At 70.1% G+C, this 20,055-nt stretch carries 13 protein-coding genes and 1 other RNA gene; 11 read left to right on the plus strand and 3 right to left on the minus strand.

Annotated elements, in window-relative coordinates:
• Nucleotides 1–443 precede the first annotated feature (443 nt).
• From F6X53_RS23590 to F6X53_RS23600, 3 genes are read left to right on the plus strand one after another with little or no spacing between them, the layout of a single operon-like run.
• Nucleotides 444–1,142: a response regulator transcription factor gene (locus tag F6X53_RS23590; protein ID WP_151002880.1), complete on the plus strand. Its 699-nt coding sequence runs from the start codon at nt 444–446 to the stop codon at nt 1,140–1,142.
• Nucleotides 1,139–2,578, plus strand: coding sequence for a HAMP domain-containing sensor histidine kinase (locus tag F6X53_RS23595; RefSeq protein ID WP_151002882.1), 1,440 nt, complete (start codon nt 1,139–1,141; stop codon nt 2,576–2,578). Before F6X53_RS23590 ends, F6X53_RS23595 begins: the two co-directional genes overlap by 4 nt.
• On the plus strand, nt 2,575–5,490 hold the full coding sequence (locus F6X53_RS23600; RefSeq protein WP_151002884.1) for a bifunctional [glutamine synthetase] adenylyltransferase/[glutamine synthetase]-adenylyl-L-tyrosine phosphorylase: 2,916 nt from the start codon (nt 2,575–2,577) through the stop codon (nt 5,488–5,490). Before F6X53_RS23595 ends, F6X53_RS23600 begins: the two co-directional genes overlap by 4 nt.
• A gap of 34 nt (nt 5,491–5,524) precedes the next feature.
• On the opposite strand, the gene F6X53_RS23605 is transcribed toward F6X53_RS23600, so the two are convergent.
• Both F6X53_RS23605 and pepN read right to left on the minus strand, forming a co-directional pair.
• Nucleotides 5,525–7,903: a PAS domain-containing sensor histidine kinase gene (locus F6X53_RS23605; RefSeq protein WP_151002885.1), complete on the minus strand. Its 2,379-nt coding sequence runs from the start codon at nt 7,901–7,903 to the stop codon at nt 5,525–5,527.
• Nucleotides 7,904–8,085: 182 nt separating this feature from the next.
• Entirely contained in the window at nt 8,086–10,737 is a 2,652-nt protein-coding gene (gene pepN / locus F6X53_RS23610; protein WP_151002887.1) for an aminopeptidase N, read from the minus strand.
• 162 nt (nt 10,738–10,899) lie between these two features.
• Between pepN and F6X53_RS23615 the strand changes: the two genes are divergently transcribed.
• The gene (locus F6X53_RS23615; RefSeq protein ID WP_151002889.1) at nt 10,900–11,340 is read left to right on the plus strand and encodes a VOC family protein; all 441 of its coding nucleotides are present in this window, start codon (nt 10,900–10,902) and stop codon (nt 11,338–11,340) included.
• Nucleotides 11,341–11,384: 44 nt separating this feature from the next.
• Here the strand turns inward: F6X53_RS23615 and F6X53_RS32590 are convergent, their stop codons facing one another.
• On the minus strand, nt 11,385–11,561 hold the full coding sequence (locus F6X53_RS32590) for a hypothetical protein (protein ID WP_191970961.1): 177 nt from the start codon (nt 11,559–11,561) through the stop codon (nt 11,385–11,387).
• Between the two features lie 177 nt (nt 11,562–11,738).
• On the opposite strand from F6X53_RS32590, the gene rnpB reads away from it, so the two are divergent.
• The 7 genes from rnpB to mraY all read left to right on the plus strand — a co-directional run bounded on the left by rnpB (nt 11,739) and on the right by mraY (nt 20,052).
• Nucleotides 11,739–12,153: RNase P RNA component class A (rnpB, locus tag F6X53_RS23620), an RNA gene on the plus strand.
• A 405-nt stretch (nt 12,154–12,558) separates the two neighbouring features.
• Nucleotides 12,559–13,611, plus strand: a complete 1,053-nt coding sequence (gene rsmH / locus F6X53_RS23625) for a 16S rRNA (cytosine(1402)-N(4))-methyltransferase RsmH (RefSeq protein ID WP_151002891.1) — start codon at nt 12,559–12,561, stop codon at nt 13,609–13,611.
• Nucleotides 13,608–14,021 (plus strand): cell division protein FtsL, encoded by a 414-nt coding sequence (gene ftsL, locus F6X53_RS23630; RefSeq protein WP_151002893.1) that lies wholly within the window; start codon nt 13,608–13,610, stop codon nt 14,019–14,021. The genes rsmH and ftsL overlap by 4 nt, the downstream gene beginning before the upstream one ends.
• Before the next feature lie 161 nt (nt 14,022–14,182).
• Nucleotides 14,183–15,916 (plus strand): peptidoglycan D,D-transpeptidase FtsI family protein, encoded by a 1,734-nt coding sequence (locus tag F6X53_RS23635; RefSeq protein WP_373875934.1) that lies wholly within the window; start codon nt 14,183–14,185, stop codon nt 15,914–15,916.
• A complete protein-coding gene (locus tag F6X53_RS23640) occupies nt 15,913–17,400 on the plus strand; it encodes a UDP-N-acetylmuramoyl-L-alanyl-D-glutamate--2,6-diaminopimelate ligase (RefSeq protein WP_151002895.1) in 1,488 nt (495 codons plus the stop codon). Before F6X53_RS23635 ends, F6X53_RS23640 begins: the two co-directional genes overlap by 4 nt.
• Nucleotides 17,397–18,860: a UDP-N-acetylmuramoylalanyl-D-glutamyl-2,6-diaminopimelate--D-alanyl-D-alanine ligase gene (locus F6X53_RS23645; protein ID WP_151002897.1), complete on the plus strand. Its 1,464-nt coding sequence runs from the start codon at nt 17,397–17,399 to the stop codon at nt 18,858–18,860. Before F6X53_RS23640 ends, F6X53_RS23645 begins: the two co-directional genes overlap by 4 nt.
• A 106-nt stretch (nt 18,861–18,966) precedes the next feature.
• Complete coding sequence (gene mraY / locus F6X53_RS23650; protein ID WP_151002899.1) at nt 18,967–20,052, plus strand: phospho-N-acetylmuramoyl-pentapeptide-transferase; 1,086 nt, start codon at nt 18,967–18,969, stop codon at nt 20,050–20,052.
• Nucleotides 20,053–20,055 lie beyond the last annotated feature (3 nt).

Below are 20,055 nucleotides of genomic sequence, written 5' to 3' on the forward strand. Positions count from 1 at the left end.
CACGGGAGAGTCGGTCGCCGCCAGACCTGCCCAGCGCAATCGCCAAACATCCCCTCAGCACGATCCTGTCCGAAAGGCCGCTCCCTCACCGGAGAGCGGCCTTTCGTCGTTTCGGGGCTCTTCGTGCACCGGATCTCGCCGGCCCTGGCTTCACGCGCGATCATCTTACCGAATCGTCACGCGCCCGCGATCGTGGCGTAATGGGCGGGCGCCGAGACTGGGCCGTGCCGGACGCTGCCGAGGGACATTCTCCCTTGGCGGTTCCGGAGGGTCCGCGCGCCCGCGCCGCTCGTCTGCCCCCGCGAGCTGCCGCGGCCGCCGTGCCCGCGGCAGGCCGGCTTTCGCGCGAGAACCGGCCTGCCGTCCCGATCGCGCGAAGAGGGGAGGGGGGAACGCATGCGAACCATTTCCTGCCGCGCCCGCTCGCCTTATGGAAGTTCGCCATGCGCCTGCTCATCATCGAGGACGATCGCGAGGCGGTCTCCTATCTGGTCAAGGCCTTTCGCGAGGCCGGACATGTCGCCGATCAGTCCCTCGACGGCCTCGATGGCTACGCGCTCGCCCGCGAGGGGGCGTACGACGTGCTCATCGTCGACCGGATGCTGCCGAAGCTCGACGGCCTGTCGCTGATTCGCTCCCTGCGCGAGCAGGATGTCGCCACCCCGGTCCTGATCCTCTCCGCCCTCGGCCAGGTCGACGACCGGGTGAAGGGCTTGCGGGCCGGCGGCGACGACTACCTGCCCAAGCCCTACGCGTTCTCCGAGCTCCTCGCCCGCACGGAAGTCCTGGCCCGCCGCCGTGCCGCGGCGCCCGGGACGGCCGAGGCCACCGCCTACCGGGTTGGCGAACTCGAGCTCGATCGCCTGTCCCATCGGGTGACCCGCGCCGCCCGCGAGATCGTCCTGCAGCCCCGCGAGTTCCGCCTCCTCGAATACCTGATGCGCCATGCCGGGCAGGTCGTGACCCGGACCATGCTGCTCGAACACGTCTGGGACTATCATTTCGACCCGCAGACCAACGTGATCGACGTCCATGTCTCGCGGCTTCGTGCCAAGATCGACAAGGGCTTCGACGCACCGATGATCCACACGGTCCGGGGAGCCGGCTACATGGTGCGCGCCGATGACGGCCGCGCCCCGTGAGCGGAGCGTTGCCGGGGACCGTTCCGGAGGGCCCGCTCGCCCGTCTGGGCAAGCTGTTCCGCACCACGGCGTTCAAGCTCTCGCTCGCCTATCTCGTCGTCTTCGCGGCCTTTGCGTTCTTCGCGCTCGGCTACGTCGCGTGGAATGCCCGCAGCGTCCTCGACGATCAGATCGTCTCGACCATCGACGCTGAGATCAACGGCCTGTCCGAGCAGTACAATGCCGGCGGCCTGCGCCGCCTCATCGCGGTGGTGGAGCGCCGCTCGCGCGAGCCGGGCGCCTCGCTCTATCTCGTCACCACCGCGGCAGGCGAGCACGTGGTCGGCAATGTCGGCGAGGTTCCGGCGCGCCTGCTCTCCGCCCCCGGCCAGGCCGAGACCGTCTACAGCCGGGGCGGCGAGGCGGGCGGCTCCGAGCACCGGGCGCTCGTGCGCATCTTCACCCTGCCGGGCGGCTTCCGCCTCCTCGTCGGGCGCGATGTCGAGGAGCGCGACCGCCTGCGCGCCGTGATCAGCCGGACATTCGGCTCCTCGCTGGCCCTCGTGGTGATCCTCGGCGTCGTCGGCGGCTGGTTCGTGGCGCGCCGCGTCCTGAAGCGCGTCGACGACATGACGGAGACGACGCGCAGCATCATGGCGGGCGATCTCGACGGACGCCTGACCGTCTCGGGCAACGGCGACGAGCTCGACCGCCTCGCCCAGAACCTCAATGCCATGCTGGAGCGGATCGGCGAGCTGATGCGCGGCATGCGCGAGGTCTCCGACAACATCGCCCACGATCTGAAGACGCCGCTGACGCGCCTGCGCAACCGGGCCGACGAGGCCCTGCGTCATTCCGCGTCCCCCGATGCCCTGCGGGCCGCCATGGAATCGGTGATCGAGGAGAGCGACGGGTTGATCCGGGTGTTCAACGCCCTCCTGATGATCGCGCGGCTCGAGGCCGGCAATGCCCGCGAGATCATGGGGCCGTTCGATGCGGGCCGCGTCGCCGGCGAGGTCGGGGAGCTCTACGAGGCGCTGGCCGAGGAGCGGGGCCTGCGCCTCGAGATGGAGACCGAGCCCGATCTCGTGATCATGGGCAACCGCGAGTTGATCGGGCAGGCCCTCGCCAACCTGATCGACAATGCCATCAAGTATGGGAATGCCGACGGGGCCCCGGAGGGCCGCATCACCCTGGAGGCCCGCCGCGTGGGCGGGGAGGTGGTTCTCAGCGTCGGCGATCGCGGTCCGGGCATTCCGGAAGAGGCGCGGGGACGGGTGCTCGACCGGTTCGTGCGGCTGGAGGATGCCCGCTCGCGGCCCGGATTCGGGCTTGGCCTCAGCCTCGTCCAGGCCGTGGTGCGGCTGCATCAGGGAACGCTCGCGCTTCGCGACAATGCCCCGGGCCTGCGCGTTGTGGTAACCCTGCCCGCCCAGAGCGAGGGCGAACGGACATGAGCGACGGCTCCAGCTTGCGGGAGCGCCTGACGGCGGCGCCTTCCCTGTCGGACCCCGAGAACGCCGAGGCACGGCTCGCCGATATCGCGGAGGCGCTCCCGAAATCTGTCCGCGATGGACCGATGCGGGCCCTTCTCCTCGGACTTGCCGACCATTCCCCCTTCCTGTGGCAGCTCGTGAGCCGCGATCCCGAGCGTCTCGTCCGGCTCGCCGACAGGGCGCCCGAGGCCGCGAGCGCGGCGATCATTGCCGACCAGCGCGCGGCGGGAGCCCCGAAACCGGGCGAGATGGTCGATCTCGAGGCTGTCGGCCGGCGCCTGCGCCACAACCGTGCGGAGCATGCGCTCCTCGTGGCGCTCGCCGATATCGGCGGCCTTTGGCCGCTCGCCACCGTGACGCGGGCGCTCTCGGATTTCGCCGACGCCTCGGTCTCGGCGGCCATCGACGCGATGCTCCGACAGGCCGCCGATCTCGGGCGCTTCCGGCTCGCGGATGGGCAGGCGCTGCAGGACGGGACCGGTCTCGTGGTCCTCGGCCTCGGCAAGCTCGGCGCGCACGAACTGAACTACTCGAGCGACATCGACCTAGTGGTCTTCTTCGATCCCGAGGTCGCGTCCCTGAAGGAAGGGCTCGAGCCGACGCCCTTCTTCAGCCGCTTCGCCCAAGGGGTGGCGAAGCTCCTGCAGGAGCGGACCGGGGAGGGCTATGTCCACCGGGTCGATTACCGGCTCCGGCCCGATCCGGGCTCGACGCCCACCGCGATGGCGCTGAATTCCGCCTATACCTACTATGAGACGCTGGGGCAGAACTGGGAGCGGGCCGCCTTCATCAAGGCGCGCCCCATCGCGGGCGACATCCCGGCGGGCGAGCGCTTCCTGGCCGAACTCCGGCCCTTCATCTGGCGCAAGTACTTCGATTTCGCCTCGATCGCCGACGTGCATGCCATGAAGCGGCAGATCCACGCCGTGCGCGGGCACGACACCATCGCGGTCGCCGGCCACGACATCAAGCTCGGGCGCGGCGGCATCCGCGAGATCGAGTTCTTCGTCCAGACGCAGCAACTCGTCTTCGGCGGCCGGCGTCCGGCCCTGCGCGGTCGCCGCACCATCGAGATGCTGGCGAGCCTGACCGACGAGGGCTGGATCGACGCCGACGCCCGCGACGCCCTCGCGGCGGCCTACGATTTCCTGCGCACGATCGAGCACCGCCTGCAGATGGTCCGGGACGAGCAGACCCAGCGCTTGCCGACGGACCCGGCCGAACTCGAGAGCTTCGCGCGCTTCGCGGGCTTTTCCGGATTGCCCGCGTTCGAGGCCGTGATGCTGCAGCATGCGCGCGCCGTCCAGGCCCGCTACGCCCTGCTGTTCGAAGCGGAGCCCGATCTCTCCTCGGAGGTCGGCGACCTCGTCTTCAGCGGGGCGGGCGACGATCCCGGCACCCTGAAAACCCTGCAGCAGCTCGGGTTCCGCGAGCCGGAACGCGCGGTCGAGACCGTGCGCGGCTGGCATTTCGGGCGGCGCCCGGCGGTGCGCAGCCCACGCGCCCGCGAAGTCCTCACGGAACTCGTCCCGACCCTGATGCAGGCGCTCGGCGGCACGCCGGATCCAGATGCCGCCCTTGATGCCCTCGACCGGGCCTTCGGGCGCATGCCTGCCGCAGTGGAGCTCCTGACGATCCTGCGCTCGCACGACCGGCTGCGCCTGCTCTTCGCCGACCTGCTCGGCACTGCGCCGCGGCTGGCCGACACGGTGGCGTTCAGCCCGCACGTCCTCGACGCGGTGATCGATCCCGCCTTCGTCGATCCGACGACCGACGCGGGCCAGCTTGCCGAGCAGTATCGCGGCCTCGTCGGCGCACCCGGCAACCACGAGGATTTCCTGGACCGCAGCCGCGACGCCGCCCGGCAGATGCGCTTCGTCACCGGGGCGCGGCTCCTGTCCGGCATCCTGCCGCCGAGCGGTGCAGGCCAAGCCTTCGCGGGGATCGCCGAGGCGGCCGTGGCCACCTCGCTGGCGGCGGTCGCGCAGGTCTTCGCCACCGACCACGGGACGGTTCCGGGCGGGCGCATCGTGGTGCTCGGCCTCGGTCGCCTCGGATCCCGCCAACTCACGGCGGAATCCGATCTCGACCTCGTGGTTCTGTATGATTTCGACCCCGAGAACCGCACCAGCACGGGCCCGAGGCCCCTCGATGCGGGGGTGGCCTATAACCGGCTGACGCAGCGCCTCGTCGCCGCGCTGACCGCCCCGACGCGGCGGGGCGGCCTCTATGAGGTCGATCTGCGCCTGCGTCCGGGCGGCGGCCAGGGCATGATCGCCACCCAGTTTCGCAGCTTCCTCGCCTATCTGCGCGAGGAGGCCGAGTTGTGGGAGCTGATGGCCCTGACGCGTGCGCGCGTCATCGCGGGAGATCCGGATCTGGCCGCCGAGATCACGGAGGCGATCCGGACGGTGCTCTGCGCGCCCCGTGACGCGAATGCGGTGAACCGCGAGGTGCGCGCGATGCGCGACCTCGTCGCGCGCGAGAAGGGGGATGGCGGAGACCTCGATCTGAAGCTCGCGCCCGGGGGACTCCTGGATCTCGATTTCCTGGCGCAGGCCCTCGTTCTCGGACAGGCGGGGCACCATCCCGGTCTCGTCGGGCTCGATGCGCCGACGCTCCTGCCGGCCGCTGCCGGCCAGGGCCTGCTGCCGATGGACGCGGCTGACCGGCTCGTGAGCGCCTATCGCCTCTTCGACGACGTGCACCATTGGCAGCGCCTCATGGTCGAGGGGGCGCCGACCGACGTCTCGCCGGTCGCGCTCGCACGGCTCGCCGCCGCGTCGGGGCTGCCGGATGCCCGCGCGCTCACGGCGCAGCTCGCCGTGGAGCGCCGGGAGGTGCGGGCGATCTTCGAGGGGCTCCTGTCCTGATCCGGCCCGCGTGATCGCGAGCCGGCAGCCACCCTCACACCGCCGCGGGCTGACGCGGCGCCGGGCGAAGGCTCGCCCCCGCGGCCTCGCGGAGAGCGGCCACGGTCTGCTGCGAGGTCTCGTCGGCCGCGAGCGCCGCGAGGCGTTCGGCGGTGGGTCTCGGCAGGCGCACGAGGACGATGGTGCCGAGGCCCTCCTCGGACCGGATGCGCAGGGCGCCTCCGTGCAGCTCCGCCATGGCCCGGGCGATGGCAAGGCCGAGGCCGGAGCCCTTGTAGCTGCGCGTGAGATTGGTCTCCACCTGCGCGAAGGGGGCCCCGAGCTTCGAGAGGGCATCCTTCGGGATGCCGATGCCGCTATCCTCGATGAAGAGGTGCACCTGATCACCCGCCGAGCGCGCCCGGATCATGATGCGGCCCTCGGCCGGGGTGAACTTCACGGCGTTCTGCATCAGGTTGAGAAGGATCTGATGCAGGGCGCGCTCGTCGGCCAGGAGCGTGAGGTTCGGGCTGAGATCGACCGAGACCGCGAGTGATTTCGCCCGTGCCGCCTCGGCGACGAGCTTGAAGGCGCTCCGCACCGCCGAATCGAGGGAGAGCTCGCGCCGGACCAGCCGGACACGCTGCGCCTCAATCCGGGACATGTTGAGGATGTCGTCGATGACCGAGAGGAGGTAGTTTCCGCTCGCGCGGATGTCGCGGCAATAATCGCCGTAGCGCGGCGACCCGAGGGCTCCGTAGACCTCGCTCTCCATCAGCTCGGCAAAGCCGATGATCGCGTTCAACGGCGTGCGCAGTTCGTGGCTCATATTGGCCAGGAACTCGGATTTCGCCTGATTGGCGCTCTCGGCCGCGGCTTTCTGGTCGAGGTAGCGCTCGGCGAGGTCGGCGAGTTGCTGGGTCTGGAGTTCGAGGGTCCGGCGCGAGCGCTTGAGATCCTTGACGGTCTCGATCAATTCTCGCTCGGAGGCGACGAGCTGTTCCTGATGCCGTTTCAGGCTGGTGATGTCGGTGCCCACGGAGACGTAGCCGCCATCCTTGGTGCGCCGCTCGCTGATCTGGAGCCAGCGCCCATCCGTCAGCTCCGCCTCGAAGGTCCGCGAGGTGGCGCCTGCCGGCTCCGCGTCCGGCATCTCCCGCCGAACGCGCGGCAGCACGCCCCGACCCATGATCTCGGCGTAGCGCCGGCCTGCCTGCGCATCCTCCGGGCTGAGGGCGTGGAGGTGCCGGAACTTCGAATTGCACAGAACGAGCCTGTTGCTCGTGTCCCAGAGGACGAAGGCCTCGGAAATCGCCTCGACGGCGTCGCGCAGGCGCATGTCGGCGGTGGCGTTCGACTCCACGAGGTTGCGCTGCTCGGTGATGTCGACGGCGATACCGACGAGATGGCGCCCGCCATCGCTGGGATCCGGCACGATCTCGGCGCGGGTGCGCAGCCAGACATAGGCGCCGTCGGCCCGGCGCATCCGGAAGGCATGGTCGATGGTCGTCTGGCTCGCGGCGAGGCCGCGGGCGAGGCTGTAGAGGTCTCCGTCATCGGGATGGACCAGGGCGTTGACGTCGCCGAAGGAGAGGAACTCCCGCTCGCGGTGATAGCCGAGCAGCGCGTACATCGAGTCGGACCAGTAAATGCGTCCGCGCGGGATGTCCCAATCCCACAGGCCGCAGCCGCCGCGGCCGAGCGCCGTGTCGAGGCGCTGCTTGATCTGCTCGCAGAGCCGGTCGACCGCGTGGGCGCGCCGGGTTTGCAGCCCGTAGGCGACGGCAATGCCGATGATGACGAGGCCAGCCGCGCCGAGCAGGACCGCCTGATGGTGGGCCCGCTCGTTCCAGCTCGCCACGATCGGATCGAGGGGCTGCACCACGGCAATCCGCGCCGTGTCGCCGGGCACCTGGCGCATCGTCGCGAAGGCCGCCTGGCCGTTGGCGAGCGTCAGGCTCATGACGCCGGCGCGCTCGCCGAGCGTCGAGAGCGCCTGCACCTCGCCGATGACCTCGCTCAGGGTTTCGTAGGAGCCGGAGAGCGGCGGATAGGCGGCGACGATCCGCTCGGCCGGGGAGATCACCAGAACCTGCCGGCCCGCCTGCAGCGAGCCCTCCGGCATCAGGCTTCCGAGGCGTGCGGGGGCGGCGTCGCCCGACAGGGCGGTGTTCGGCAAGGCGGCGGCGGTGAGACGCGTGAAGGTCTCGATATCCACGATGGCCCGGCGGAAAATCTCCTCGCGCTGCATCTGGAGATAGAGGGTGGCGACGCCGCCGAGACAGGCCAGGAACGTCGCGAGCAGGGCGGGAACCGCGTAGCGCATCCACGTCTCGGCCCGGACGAAACGCGCATGCGACGCGCGCGTGGGTCGGTGGATGCCAAGGATCGTATCCGCACGCGCGGAGAGGGAAGCGGAATCCGCCTCCGGCATGACCGAACCTCGCCGCTCGCTGTGTGAATCCTCCGAAGCGGTCAGACCGGCTCGCTTCGAATCATGCTTATATGATCATCCCGGAGGACGAGCTTGTCCACGGCTTTCTCGGGCCGATCCTTGACAGGCCGCGATTGTCAGGAACGTGATTTTGCCAGGGACTGAGTCGAAATAGTCTATTTTTAAGAGGATGTTAACGATCCGGACAAGGTTCTGGCCACGATGTCGGCGACGTCGCGCGACAGGCCCGGAACGGCCTTGATCCGAGCGAGAATTTCGCCGGCTTTCGAGGACCTTGCGGGTTCAAGCCGTCGCCATGAACCGAAGTTCGTCAAAAGCTTGGCCGCAATCTGCGGATTGGTCCTATCGAGGGCCTCGACCGTCTCCGCGAGCAACGTGAAGCCGGCGCCGTCGAGGCGGTTGAACTGCGTCGGGTTGGCCAGGGCGAAGCTGCCGATCAGTGCCCGCACGCGGTTCGGGTTGGTCATCGAGAAGGCACGGTGCTGGCGCAGGCGCGCGATGCGGGCGAGGGTGGCGTCTTCCGGGATCGCCGCTTGGATCGCGAACCACTTGTCGAGGACGAGGGGCTCGTCGGCGTAGCGCTCCCCGAAGGCCGCGAGGGCGGCCTCACGGGGCTCGCCCGGGATCAGCGAGAGGATTCCGAGCGCGGCCAGGCGATCGGTCATGTTGGTGGCCTCGTCGATCTGCGCGCGCGCCAGTGCCGTGCCCCGGACGGGATCGGCCGCGGCGATCAGGTCGAGGGCGGCGTTGCGGAGCGCGCGTCGTCCGGCCGAGGCGGCATCCGGGCTGAACGGCGTCCCGGGTGCCTCGGTGAGATCGGCGCGCAGGCGGCTCAGGCGCTCGCCGAGGGCCCGGCCGAGATGGCGGCGCAGGCTCTGCCGGGCGCGGTGGATGGCGTCCGGATCGATGTCGCTGCCGATCTCGTTGGCGACGTCGCCTTCCCCCGGAAGCCCGAGCACCAGGGCCGCGAAGGCCGGGTCGGCCAGCGCCTCGGCGTCCAGGAAGGCGGCCAGCGCCTCCGCATAGGCTTGCGCGGCCGGTCCCGCATCCTCCGCCTCGCGCGCGCGGGCCGTGCCGCGATCGGCGAGGAGGCGCATCGCGATGCTCTGGGCAGCCTGCCACCGGTTGAAGGCGTCGGTGTCGTGGCGCAGGAGCGTCAGGCGCTCGGCATCGCTCAGGGCAATCTCGACCCGCACCGGTGCCGAGAAGCCGCGAAACAGGGACGGCACCGGCGCTTCGGGCACGTTCGTGAAGGTGAGGCCCGCGCTCGTCCGGTCCAGCACGAAGACGCCGTCGCGGACCTCCGGGCAGGTGGCTTCCGAAATTGGTCCGGAGGCGCCGACGAGGCCGAGCGCCACCGGTATGACGAGGGGCGGTGCACCGCCCCGCAGATCCTGGCTGAAGCGCAGCGTGTAGCGGCGCTCGGCCGCATCGTAGCGGCCCTCCACCTCGACGCGGGGGGTGCCCGGCCACTCGTACCATTGCGCGAAGGCCGCGAGGTCGCGTCCGCTCTCCACCGCGAAGGCGTCGAGGAAATCCTCGACCGTCGCGGCCCGGCCGTCGTTCTGCGCGTAGTAGCGGTCCATGCCGGCGCGAAACGGCGCCGGGCCGACGAGGGTCGACAGCATCCGGACGATCTCGGCTCCCTTCTCGTAGACGGTCGCCGTGTAGAAGTTGTTGATCTCCGCGTAGGCGCGCGGCCGCACCGGGTGGGCGAGGGGGCCGGCATCCTCGGGGAACTGGCGGGCGCGCAGGGTGCGCACCTCGCCGATGCGGTGCACGGCGCGCGAGCGCATGTCGGAGGAGAATTCCTGGTCGCGGAAGACCGTGAGGCCCTCCTTCAGGCAGAGCTGGAACCAGTCGCGGCAGGTCACGCGGTTGCCCGACCAATTGTGGAAGTACTCGTGGGCGATGATCGCCTCAATGTTGGCGTAGTCCTGGTCCGTCGCCGTCTCGGGACTTGCCAGAACGTACTTGTCGTTGAAGATGTTGAGGCCTTTATTCTCCATCGCGCCCATGTTGAAGTCGGAGACGGCCACGACGTTGAACACATCGAGGTCGTAGGCGCGGCCGAAGGCCTCCTCGTCCCACCGCATCGAGCGCAGGACGGCCCCGAGCGCGTAATCCGCCCGCGGTTCCTGGCCGGGCTCGACATAGACCGCGACCGCGACGTCGCGCCCCTCCATCGTCGTGAAGCGGGTCGCGACCTTGTCGAGGCGGCCCCCGACGAGGGCGAAGAGATAGGCGGGTTTCGGGTGCGGGTCGTGCCAGACCGCGTAGTGGCGGCCCTCGCCGGCCTCGCCCGCCGCCACGGGGTTGCCGTTGCCCAGCAGCACCGGTGCGGCGTCGCGCTCCGCCTCGATCCGGGTGGTGTAGACCGACAGCACGTCCGGGCGGTCGAGGAAGTAGGTGATGCGCCGGAAGCCGTCGGCCTCGCACTGGGTGCAATAGACGCCGTTCGAGCGGTAGAGGCCCATCAGCTTGGTGTTGGCGGTGGGATCAACCTGGGTCTCGATGCGCAGCGTGAAGGGCCGCGCCGGCGGGCGATGCAGGGTGAGGCCGGAGGGCGTGGCCGCGTAGGCGTCGGGCGGCAGGGCCTGGCCGTCGAGATCGAGGGCCAGGAGGATTACGTCGTCGCCGTCGAGAACCAGCGGGACACCGGGCTCGCCCGCCGGGTTGGGGCGCAGCGCGAGCGTTGCGGTGATTCGGGTTTCGTGGGGCGCGAGGCGCACGTCGAGCTCGACCCGGTCGATCAGGTGGCTGCTCGGGCGATAATCCTCCAGGCGGATCGTCGGGGGCGTCTCGGTGCGCATGGAGCCTCTCGCCGGGCGTGTCGGGGACCGCCCGCGTTCTAACCCCTGCGGGGCCGGGTGCAATGGATCCCGCGCCGAAGCCCGCCCCCCAGCCGCGGATGCCGGCGTTGACGCCACCGGGCCCAGGGCCAGATAGGACGCATCACCGGAGAGGGATGGCCCATGGAATACCTGCACACGATGGTCCGCGTCGCGGATCTCGACCGAGCCCTCGCCTTCTACGTCGATGCGTTCGGGCTGCGGGAGGTGCGTCGCGTCGAGAACGAGAAGGGCCGCTTCACCCTCGTCTTCCTGGTGGCCCCGGGGGATGTCGGACGGGCGGAGGCCACGAAGTCGCCCCTCGTCGAGCTGACCTACAACTGGGACCCCGAGACATATTCGGGCGGACGCAATTTCGGCCACCTCGCCTATCAGGTCGACGACATCTACGCCTTCTGCCAGCGGCTGAAGGATGCGGGCATCACCATCAACCGCCCGCCGCGCGACGGCCATATGGCCTTCGTGAAGTCGCCGGACGGCATCTCCATCGAGATCCTGCAGAAGGGGGGCGCGAAGGCGCCCCAGGAGCCGTGGGTGTCGATGGAGAATACCGGAACCTGGTGAGGTCGCGCGGGGCTGCGCGCGCGCCCCGCGGACGCCCAGGCCGTTCAGGGGGCGCCGGTATCGACGGCCGGCGTGATGCCGAGCTCGGCGAGCTTGGCCGAGACGGCCTCGACAGGTCGCTTGAGTTTGAGGCTGATCACCGAGACCGGGATGCGTTCACGGGCCATCTCGGTCAGGGCCTGGACGGATTCGAGCGTCCAAGTCGTGTCTTGCGTCGCCATGGTCGTCTCCTCTCTCGCGAGGGCGCCGCGGCCGAAGGCCGGCCGGACCCTCGATGGTCCAGCTAGGGTGAGGGCCGGCCGCTTGCAACTTCAGGGTGAAAATCCGGGCATGCCCGCAGCGCAGGCACCGCGCGCCCGCTTGACCCCGCGGAGCGGACCGCGCACACCCGCGCCGGATCAGTCGGCCGGGCGGCCGCTCCGGGCCTCGCGTCCGGGGAGGAAAGTCCGGGCTCCATGGAGAGACGGTGCCGGATAACGTCCGGCGGGGGCGACCCCAGGGACAGTGCCACAGAGAGCAGACCGCCCTGAACGCAGGCTCCCTGCGCGCAGGGTCAGGGTGAAAGGGTGCGGTAAGAGCGCACCGCGGACGCGGCAACGCGGACGGCACGGCAAACCCCACCGGGAGCAAAACCGAATAGGGGCGACACGTCCGCTCCCGCGAGGAAGCGGGCAGGCCCACTCTCCAGGCCCGTCGCCCGGGTTGGTTGCTCGAGGCGGTCGGCAACGATCGTCCCAGAGGAATGGCCGCCACGTTCGGGTGCCGCAAGGTATCCGAGCCCTACAGAACCCGGCTTACAGGCCGACTGATCCGCTCGTGCCGGCGCCCGGTTCTTCCCCCCGATCGGGTTGCGCGCTCAACGACATGGCACAGCTTCCGGTGAACGCGCCCGAGCGACATTTCGGGCGGTCACTTACGCTCGGTTAACCTTGCTGAGGTCTGATCGGCCGCGTCCGGCACCCTGCGGCCGTGCGCGTTGACGACCTTCAGAGGCCCATGTTACCCGCCATCATCCCGTCAACGGCGATTTTCGGATCGGCGGACGTTCCCCACAACCGCTGGGTGTTCGTTCGTGCGCGAGCCTATGGCCGTCGCGCATCCGGGGCCGCCCCCTCGTCCGGGTTCGCGGCAATGCGGATCTCGGGTACCGCAGGCAAACATGAGCCGACTCGTTTCCGACGCCGCCGTCCGGATTCCGTCCAACGCCGCGAGGCCGCGATGAGCCGGCCCCCCAAGGTACAGGCCGTCCCCAGGACGGACGGTCCCCACATTCCCGTTCTGCTCGAACCGGTTCTCACGGCGCTCGCGATCAAGGGCCCCGGCCTCGCGGTCGACGGCACCTTCGGGGCGGGCGGCTACACCCGCGCGATCCTGGCAGCCGATCCCGGGATCCGCGTCCTGGCGATCGACCGGGATCCCGGCGCCATCGCTTCGGGCAAGGGCCTCGTGGCGGAGGCACAGGGACGCCTGGAACTGGTGCCGGGCCGCTTCGGTGACCTCGACGCGATCGTGGAGGCTTCCGGCGACACCGGCGCCGATCAGGTCGTGCTCGATATCGGCGTGTCTTCGATGCAGATCGATCAGCCCGAGCGCGGCTTCTCCTTCCGTCAGGACGGCCCCCTCGACATGCGCATGGAGCGGGCTGGCCCGAGTGCCGCCGACCTCGTCAACGAGACGGACGAGGCGACGCTCGCCGACATAATCTTCCATTACGGCGAGGAGCGCCGCTCGCGGGCCGTGGCCCGGGCGATCCTCGAGGCGCGTCGCCGCGGCCGGATCGAGACCACGGCGCAGCTCGCCGAGATCGTCGCGAGCGTCGTGCGCGCCGATCCCGCGAGCGGGATCCATCCCGCGACCCGCACCTTCCAGGGCCTGCGCATCGCCGTGAACGACGAGCTCGGCGAGTTGGTGCGGGCGCTGCACGCGGCCGAACGCATTCTGCGGCCCGGCGGGCGCCTCGCGGTGGTGACCTTCCACTCCCTCGAAGACCGCATCGTGAAGCAGTTCTTCTCGGCGCGCAGCGGCCGGGCCGTCCAGGCCTCCCGCCATCTCCCGAGCGTCGAGCGCCCGGTTCCCAAGAGCTTCCAGCCGGTGACCAAGGGCCCGGTGCTGCCCTCGGAGGCCGAGACGGCCGCCAATCCCCGTGCCCGTTCGGCCAAGCTCCGGGCCGCGCAGCGCACTGAGGCTCCGGCGCCCGAGCCCCTCGCGGCCATCGCGATGCTCGCGAGCCTGCCTGAGACATCCCCCTCGCGCGGAGGATCGCGCCGGTGATCCGACTTCTCAACCTCCTGGCCGTCCTGGGTCTCGTCGCCTCGGCGGTCTACGCCTACTCGATCAAGTACGACACGCTGTATCAGGCGGGTCAGGTCTCGAAGCTGAAGAGCGGCCTGCACAAGGAGCGTCAGGCCATCGCGGTGCTGCGCGCCGAGTGGCAGCTCCTGACGCGACCCGACCGGCTGCAGGCCGCGGTCGAGAAGCACCTGGCCCTCGAGCCGATCGGGACCGAGCATCTCGCCCGCCTCTCCGACCTGCCGGCGCGGCCCGAGCGCGGCGATGAGATCGGCCGCCTTCTCGCCGCGACGGCGACGCCGAAGGAGAAGCCGGGTCCCCTCGATCCGCGCACCACCGGCTCGATTCCCCGCACCACCACGACCCGAACACCGACCACGGCTTCGAGGTAGTTCCCGTGTCCGCAGACGCATCCCCCCCGCCCGGTCCCGACGGCGATCCCGCCCTCGACGCAGCGGCCGCCCACGGCGCCGAGGCGCAGGAGCCGCAAGCCCCGCACGAGGCGGACCTCGCGGAGGCCGCGCCCTCCGCGCCCGAGCCCGCCGAGAACCGGCTGGCCGCTCTGGTCCGGTCCATGTTCCGCCTCGCGATCGAGCGGTCCTATACCCGCGTCGGCCTCGTCGGCCTCGCCTTCGCGGCGGTGTTCGGAACGATCAGCGTGCGCCTCCTGATGATGGCGGCGTTCGGCGAGCCCCCGAGCCAGGAGCACCGGGTGGCGGCCGCCGCCACGACGGCGATCCGCCCCGACATCGTCGACCGCAACGGCGAGATCCTGGCCACCGACATCCGCACGGTCTCGGTCTTCGCCGAGCCCGGGAACATCTACGACGTCGACGAGGCGGTAGAGCTCCTCACGGCCGTGCTGCCGGAGCTCAACGCGACGGATCTGCGCAAGAAGCTCGCCTCCCGCAAGGACCGGAAGGGCGCCGGCTTCGTCTGGGTCAAGCGCGAGATCACCCCGAAGCAACAGGCCGAGGTGCACCGCCTCGGCATTCCGGGCATCGGCTTCCTGCCCGACCACAAGCGGGTCTACCCGAACGGCACCGCCGCCGCGCATATTCTCGGCGTCACGAATCTCGACAATGTCGGCATCGCCGGCATCGAGAAGTACATCGACACCCAGGGTGTGAAGGCGCTCAACGAATTCGGCTTCGTCGCCAAGCAGACCGACCTCAAGCCGTTGCAACTATCCGTTGACCTGCGGGCGCAGTTCGCGGTGCGCGACGAGCTCGCCAAGGGCGTCGAGCACTTCAAGGCCAAGGCCGGCGCCTCGATGATCCTCGACGTGCAGACCGGCGAGGTGATCGCCCTCGTCTCGCTGCCGGATTTCGACCCGAACAACCCGGTCGACGCGCTCTCGGACGACCGCATCAACCGGATGAATGTCGGCGTCTACGAGATGGGCTCGACCTTCAAGGCGATGACGCTCGCCATGGCGCTCGAATCCGGCAAGTACAACGTCAACTCCACGTTCGACACCCGGGGCGGCGTGCTGAACTGGGGCCGCCAGAAGATCCACGAGTACCACGGCACGAACCGCGTCATCACGATGCCGGAGGTGTTCACGCATTCCTCAAATATCGGCTCGGCCAAGATGGCGCTCGGCGTCGGCGTGCCCGGCCACAAGGCCTTCCTGCGGAAGATGGGCCTCCTCGACCGGCTGCGCACCGAATTGCCCGAGAGCGCGGCCCCGATCGTGCCGCCCCGCTGGACCGAGATTAACACCATCACGATCGCGTTCGGCCACGGTCTCGCGGTGGCGCCGCTTCAGGCTTCGGCGGCGGTCGCGGCCATCGCCAATGGCGGCTTCTTGATGACGCCGACCTTCCTCAAGACCACGGCCGAGGCGGCGCATGCCAAGGCCACGCAGGTGCTCAAGCCCGAGACCAGCGAGGCGATGCGCTTCATCATGCGCCTCAACGCGGTCGAGGGATCGGCCAAGAAGGCGGCGATTCCCTACTACTTCGTCGGCGGCAAGACCGGCACGGCCGAGAAGGTCATCAACGGGCGCTACGTGAAGAACCGCCTGTTCACGACCTTCATGGCGGCGGCCCCCATGGACAAGCCGAAATACCTCTTCGTCACCATCATGGACGAGCCGCAGGGCCTGCCCGAGAGCGGCGGGTACGCCACGGCGGCCTGGAATTCGGGCGTCGTCACGGGCAAGGTTATCGAGCGCGTCACGCCGATCCTCGGCCTGCCGCCCTATTTCGAGCCGCCGGCCAAGCCGTTCCCGCTCATGGTGAAGCTCGGCGCCTACCACGCGAACCAACTGGGCGGCCCATGATCGCCATCGGCCCGAAGCTTCACGACCTGTTCCCGGATGCCCGCCTGGACGGCGCCGGGGACTATGTCGTGGCGGGCCTGACGGCCGATTCGCGCAAGGTCGCGCCGGGTTTCGTCTTCGTCGCCGTGCCGGGCACCCGTGCCGACGGAAAGCTGTTCGCCGCCAAGGCCGTCGCGGCCGGCGCCATCGCGGTCGTGGGGGAGGGCGAGGCGCCCGCCGACCTCGATCCCGACGTGCCCTGGATCTCGGTCGAGGATGCGCGCCGCTGTCTCGCGACGGCGGCTCGGCGCTTCCACGGGGGCCAACCCCGGACGGTCGTCGCCGTGACGGGCACGAGCGGCAAGAGCTCGGTCGCCGATTTCGTGCGCCAGATCCTGTCGCGGCTCGGCCGCGAGGCGGCGAGCCTCGGCACGGTCGGCATCGTCACCAACCGCGGTGCCTCCTACGGCTCGCTGACCACCCCCGGTCCCGTGACGCTTCACGAGACCCTGGCGCGGTTGGCGCGCGACGGCATCACCGACCTGGCCATGGAGGCCTCGTCCCACGGCATCGAGCAGCGGCGCCTCGACGGCGTCGCGCTGACGGCGGTGGGCTTCACCAATCTCGGCCGCGACCATCTCGACTATCACGCGACCATCGAGGAATACCTCCAGGCCAAGCTCCGGCTGTTCACGACCCTGGCGCCGGCCGGCATCCCGGCCGTGATCAATGCCGATGGGGCCTATGCGGAGCGCGTGGTCGCGGCCGCGACGGATGCGCGGCTCGCGGTGCGCACCACCGGGCGCGCCGGCACGGCGATTCGCCTCCTGGATGCGCGGACCGAGGGCTTCGCTCAGGTCCTGCAGATCGCATTGTCGCAGCCTGATGGCCCGGACGGCACGCGCGAGGTCCGCCTTCCCCTCGTCGGCGGCTTCCAGATCGAGAACGCGCTCCTGGCCGCGGGCCTCGTCCTCGCGACGCCCGCAGGGGCTGCCGACCCCACGGGCGTCTTCGCCGCCCTCGAACATCTCACCGGCGTTCCGGGCCGCATGGAGCGGGTCGGCGAGGTCAACGGCGCGCTCTGCCTCGTCGATTACGCGCACAAGCCCGAGGCGCTCGAAGGCGTGCTGACGGCGCTCCGACCCTTCGCGACGGGACGGCTCTGCGTCGTCTTCGGCTGCGGCGGCGACCGCGACCGGGGCAAGCGCCCGATCATGGGCGCGATCGCCGGACGCCTCGCCGATCGCGTCATCGTCACCGACGACAACCCGCGCAGCGAGGAGCCAGCCGCGATCCGGGCCGCGATCCTCGCGGCCGCGCCAGGTGCCGTCGAGATCGGCGATCGCGCCGAGGCGATCCGCGAGGCCGTGCGCGCGCTTCAGCCCGGCGACGTCCTCGTCGTGGCCGGCAAGGGACATGAAACCGGCCAGATCGTGGGAGATCGCGTGCTTCCGTTCTCGGACCACGATGTGGTCCGCGCCGCGATCGCGGAGCTACAGGCATGATCGATACGCCCCTCTGGACCCCCGACGCCCTCGAAGCCGCGACCGGCGGGCGCCTGCACGGCGCGCCGCGCGCGATCACCGGCGCCTCGATCGACACGCGCACGCTTCAGCCCGGCGATCTGTTCTTCGCCATCGCGGGCGAGACCCGCGATGGCCACGACTTCGTGCCCGCAGCGCTCGCGCGCGGCGCCGGAGCCGCCGTGGTGGCCCAGGCCCGCGCGGCGGATTTCGCGGGAACCGGCCCCGTCCTGGCCGTTCCCGGCGCGAGCGACGATCCGGTCCTCGACGCCATGCGGCGCGTCGGGCTCGCAGCCCGAGCCCGGACCGGCGCGGCGATCGTCGCGGTGACGGGCTCCGTGGGCAAGACCGGCACCAAGGAGGCTCTGCGCCACGTCCTCGCGGCGCAGGGGCCGACGCACGCCTCGGTCGCGTCCTACAACAACCATTGGGGCGTGCCCCTGACGCTGGCCCGCATGCCGGCCGCGAGCCGGTTCGGCGTATTCGAGATCGGCATGAACCACGCCGCCGAGATCCTGCCGCTGACCGCCATGGTGCGGCCCGACGTGGCGCTCGTGACCACGATCGAGCCGGTCCATATCGAGCATTTCCGCTCCCTCTCGGCCATTGCCGACGCCAAGGGCGAGATCTTCTCCGGGTTGAAGCCCGGCGGCGTCGCCGTGATCAACCGCGACAATCCGAACTATCCGCGCCTCCTCGCGCATGCTCAGGCCTCCCGGGCCGGGCGCGTCATCACCTTCGGGGAACATCCGGACGCCGATGTGCGCGCGAATCGGATCGTGCTGCGTCCCGACCTCTCGGTGATCGACGCCAGCGTGATGGGCATCCCGGTCACCTACCAACTCGGCACGCCGGGCCGGCACGTCGCCATGAATTCCCTCGGCGTGATGGCGGTCGTCCACGCCCTCGGGGCGGATTTGGCCCGCGCCTCCCTGTCGCTCGCGGCCCTCAAGCCTCCGGTCGGGCGCGGCGAGCGCACCGTGCTGGCGATCAGGGACGGCGAGGCCTGCCTCGTCGACGAGAGCTACAACGCCAACCCGGCCTCGATCCGCGCGGCCCTCGCGACGCTCGCCGGTATCGAGACCGGCCCGCGTGGGCGCCGCATCGCCGTTCTGGGGGACATGCTGGAACTCGGCGAGGCGGCCGAGCGCCACCATCGCGAGCTCGCCGAGCCGATTGCGGCGAACGGCATCGACCTCGTCTTCACGGCGGGTGCGTTGATGCGCCACCTGTTCGAGGCGCTGCCCCTGAGCTGCCGCGGCGTCAGCGCCGCGACGGCGGCGGAGCTCGCCGATTCGTTGATCGCGACCCTGCGCCCGGGCGACGCCGTGATGGTCAAGGGCTCGAACAGCATCCGCATGGGGCGGATTGTCGAAGCCCTCAAAGCCCGCTACGCGAACGACCCAACGCAACGCGAGGCGGCCCTGTCGGCTGCTCCGTGACGAGCTTTCGCGGCGCGCATGGTCGCGGCGCGAACGGACCGAAGGCGTACCGCGCCCTTCGCAACCCGAACTCCTGATTTCACATCACGCTGCGGTCGAGCCCCGGATGCTGTACCTCCTGTCGGACCTGAGCGGCTCGCTCTCGGCCCTCAACGTCTTCCGCTACATCACCTTTCGCACGGGTGGGGCGCTGTTCACGGCGGGCCTGTTCGTGTTCTGGTTCGGGCCGCTGATCATCTCGCTCCTGCGCCTGCGCCAGGGCAAGGGCCAGCCGATCCGCGAGGACGGGCCGCAGACCCACCTGCTCACGAAGCGCGGCACGCCGACCATGGGCGGCCTGATGATCCTGGCCGGCGCGATCGTGGCGATCCTGCTCTGGGCGAACCCGCGCAATCACTACGTCTGGATCACCCTGACGGTGACGCTGGGCTTCGGCGCGATCGGCTTCTACGACGATTACCTCAAGGTGACGAAGCAGTCCCACAAGGGCTTCTCGGGCAAGTTCCGGCTGGCGCTGGAGGGGCTGATCGCGATCGCGGCCTGCACCATGATCGCGGTCTACTCGCCCGCCTCCCTGCAGAACCAGCTCGCCTTCCCGGTCTTCAAGGACGCGCTGCTGAACCTCGGCTGGTTCTACGTGCTGTTCGGTGGCTTCGTGATCGTCGGCGCGGGCAATTCCGTGAACATGACCGACGGCCTCGATGGGCTCGCCATCGTGCCGGTGATGATCGCCTGCGGCACCTTCGGGGTCATCGCCTACCTGGTCGGCAACTCGTTCACGGCGAGCTACCTCCAGGTCAATTACGTGCGCGACACCGGCGAGCTCGCCGTCGTCTGCGGCGCCGTGATCGGAGCGGGCCTCGGCTTCCTCTGGTTCAACGCGCCGCCCGCGCAGATTTTCATGGGCGATACCGGCTCGCTCGCGCTCGGCGGCCTCCTCGGCGTCATCGCGGTGGCGACGAAGCACGAGATCGTGCTGGCCATCGTCGGCGGCCTGTTCGTGCTGGAGATGATGTCGGTGATCATCCAGGTCGCCTCCTTCAAGCTGACGGGCAAGCGCGTCTTCCGGATGGCGCCGATTCACCACCACTTCGAGCAGAAGGGCTGGAAGGAGCCGCAGGTCGTGATCCGCTTCTGGATCATCGCCGTGATCCTGGCGCTCGCCGGGCTGGCGACGCTCAAGCTGCGCTGAGGC

This window comes from Methylobacterium soli, from assembly GCF_008806385.1.
Taxonomy (GTDB): Bacteria; Pseudomonadota; Alphaproteobacteria; order Rhizobiales; family Beijerinckiaceae; genus Methylobacterium; species Methylobacterium soli.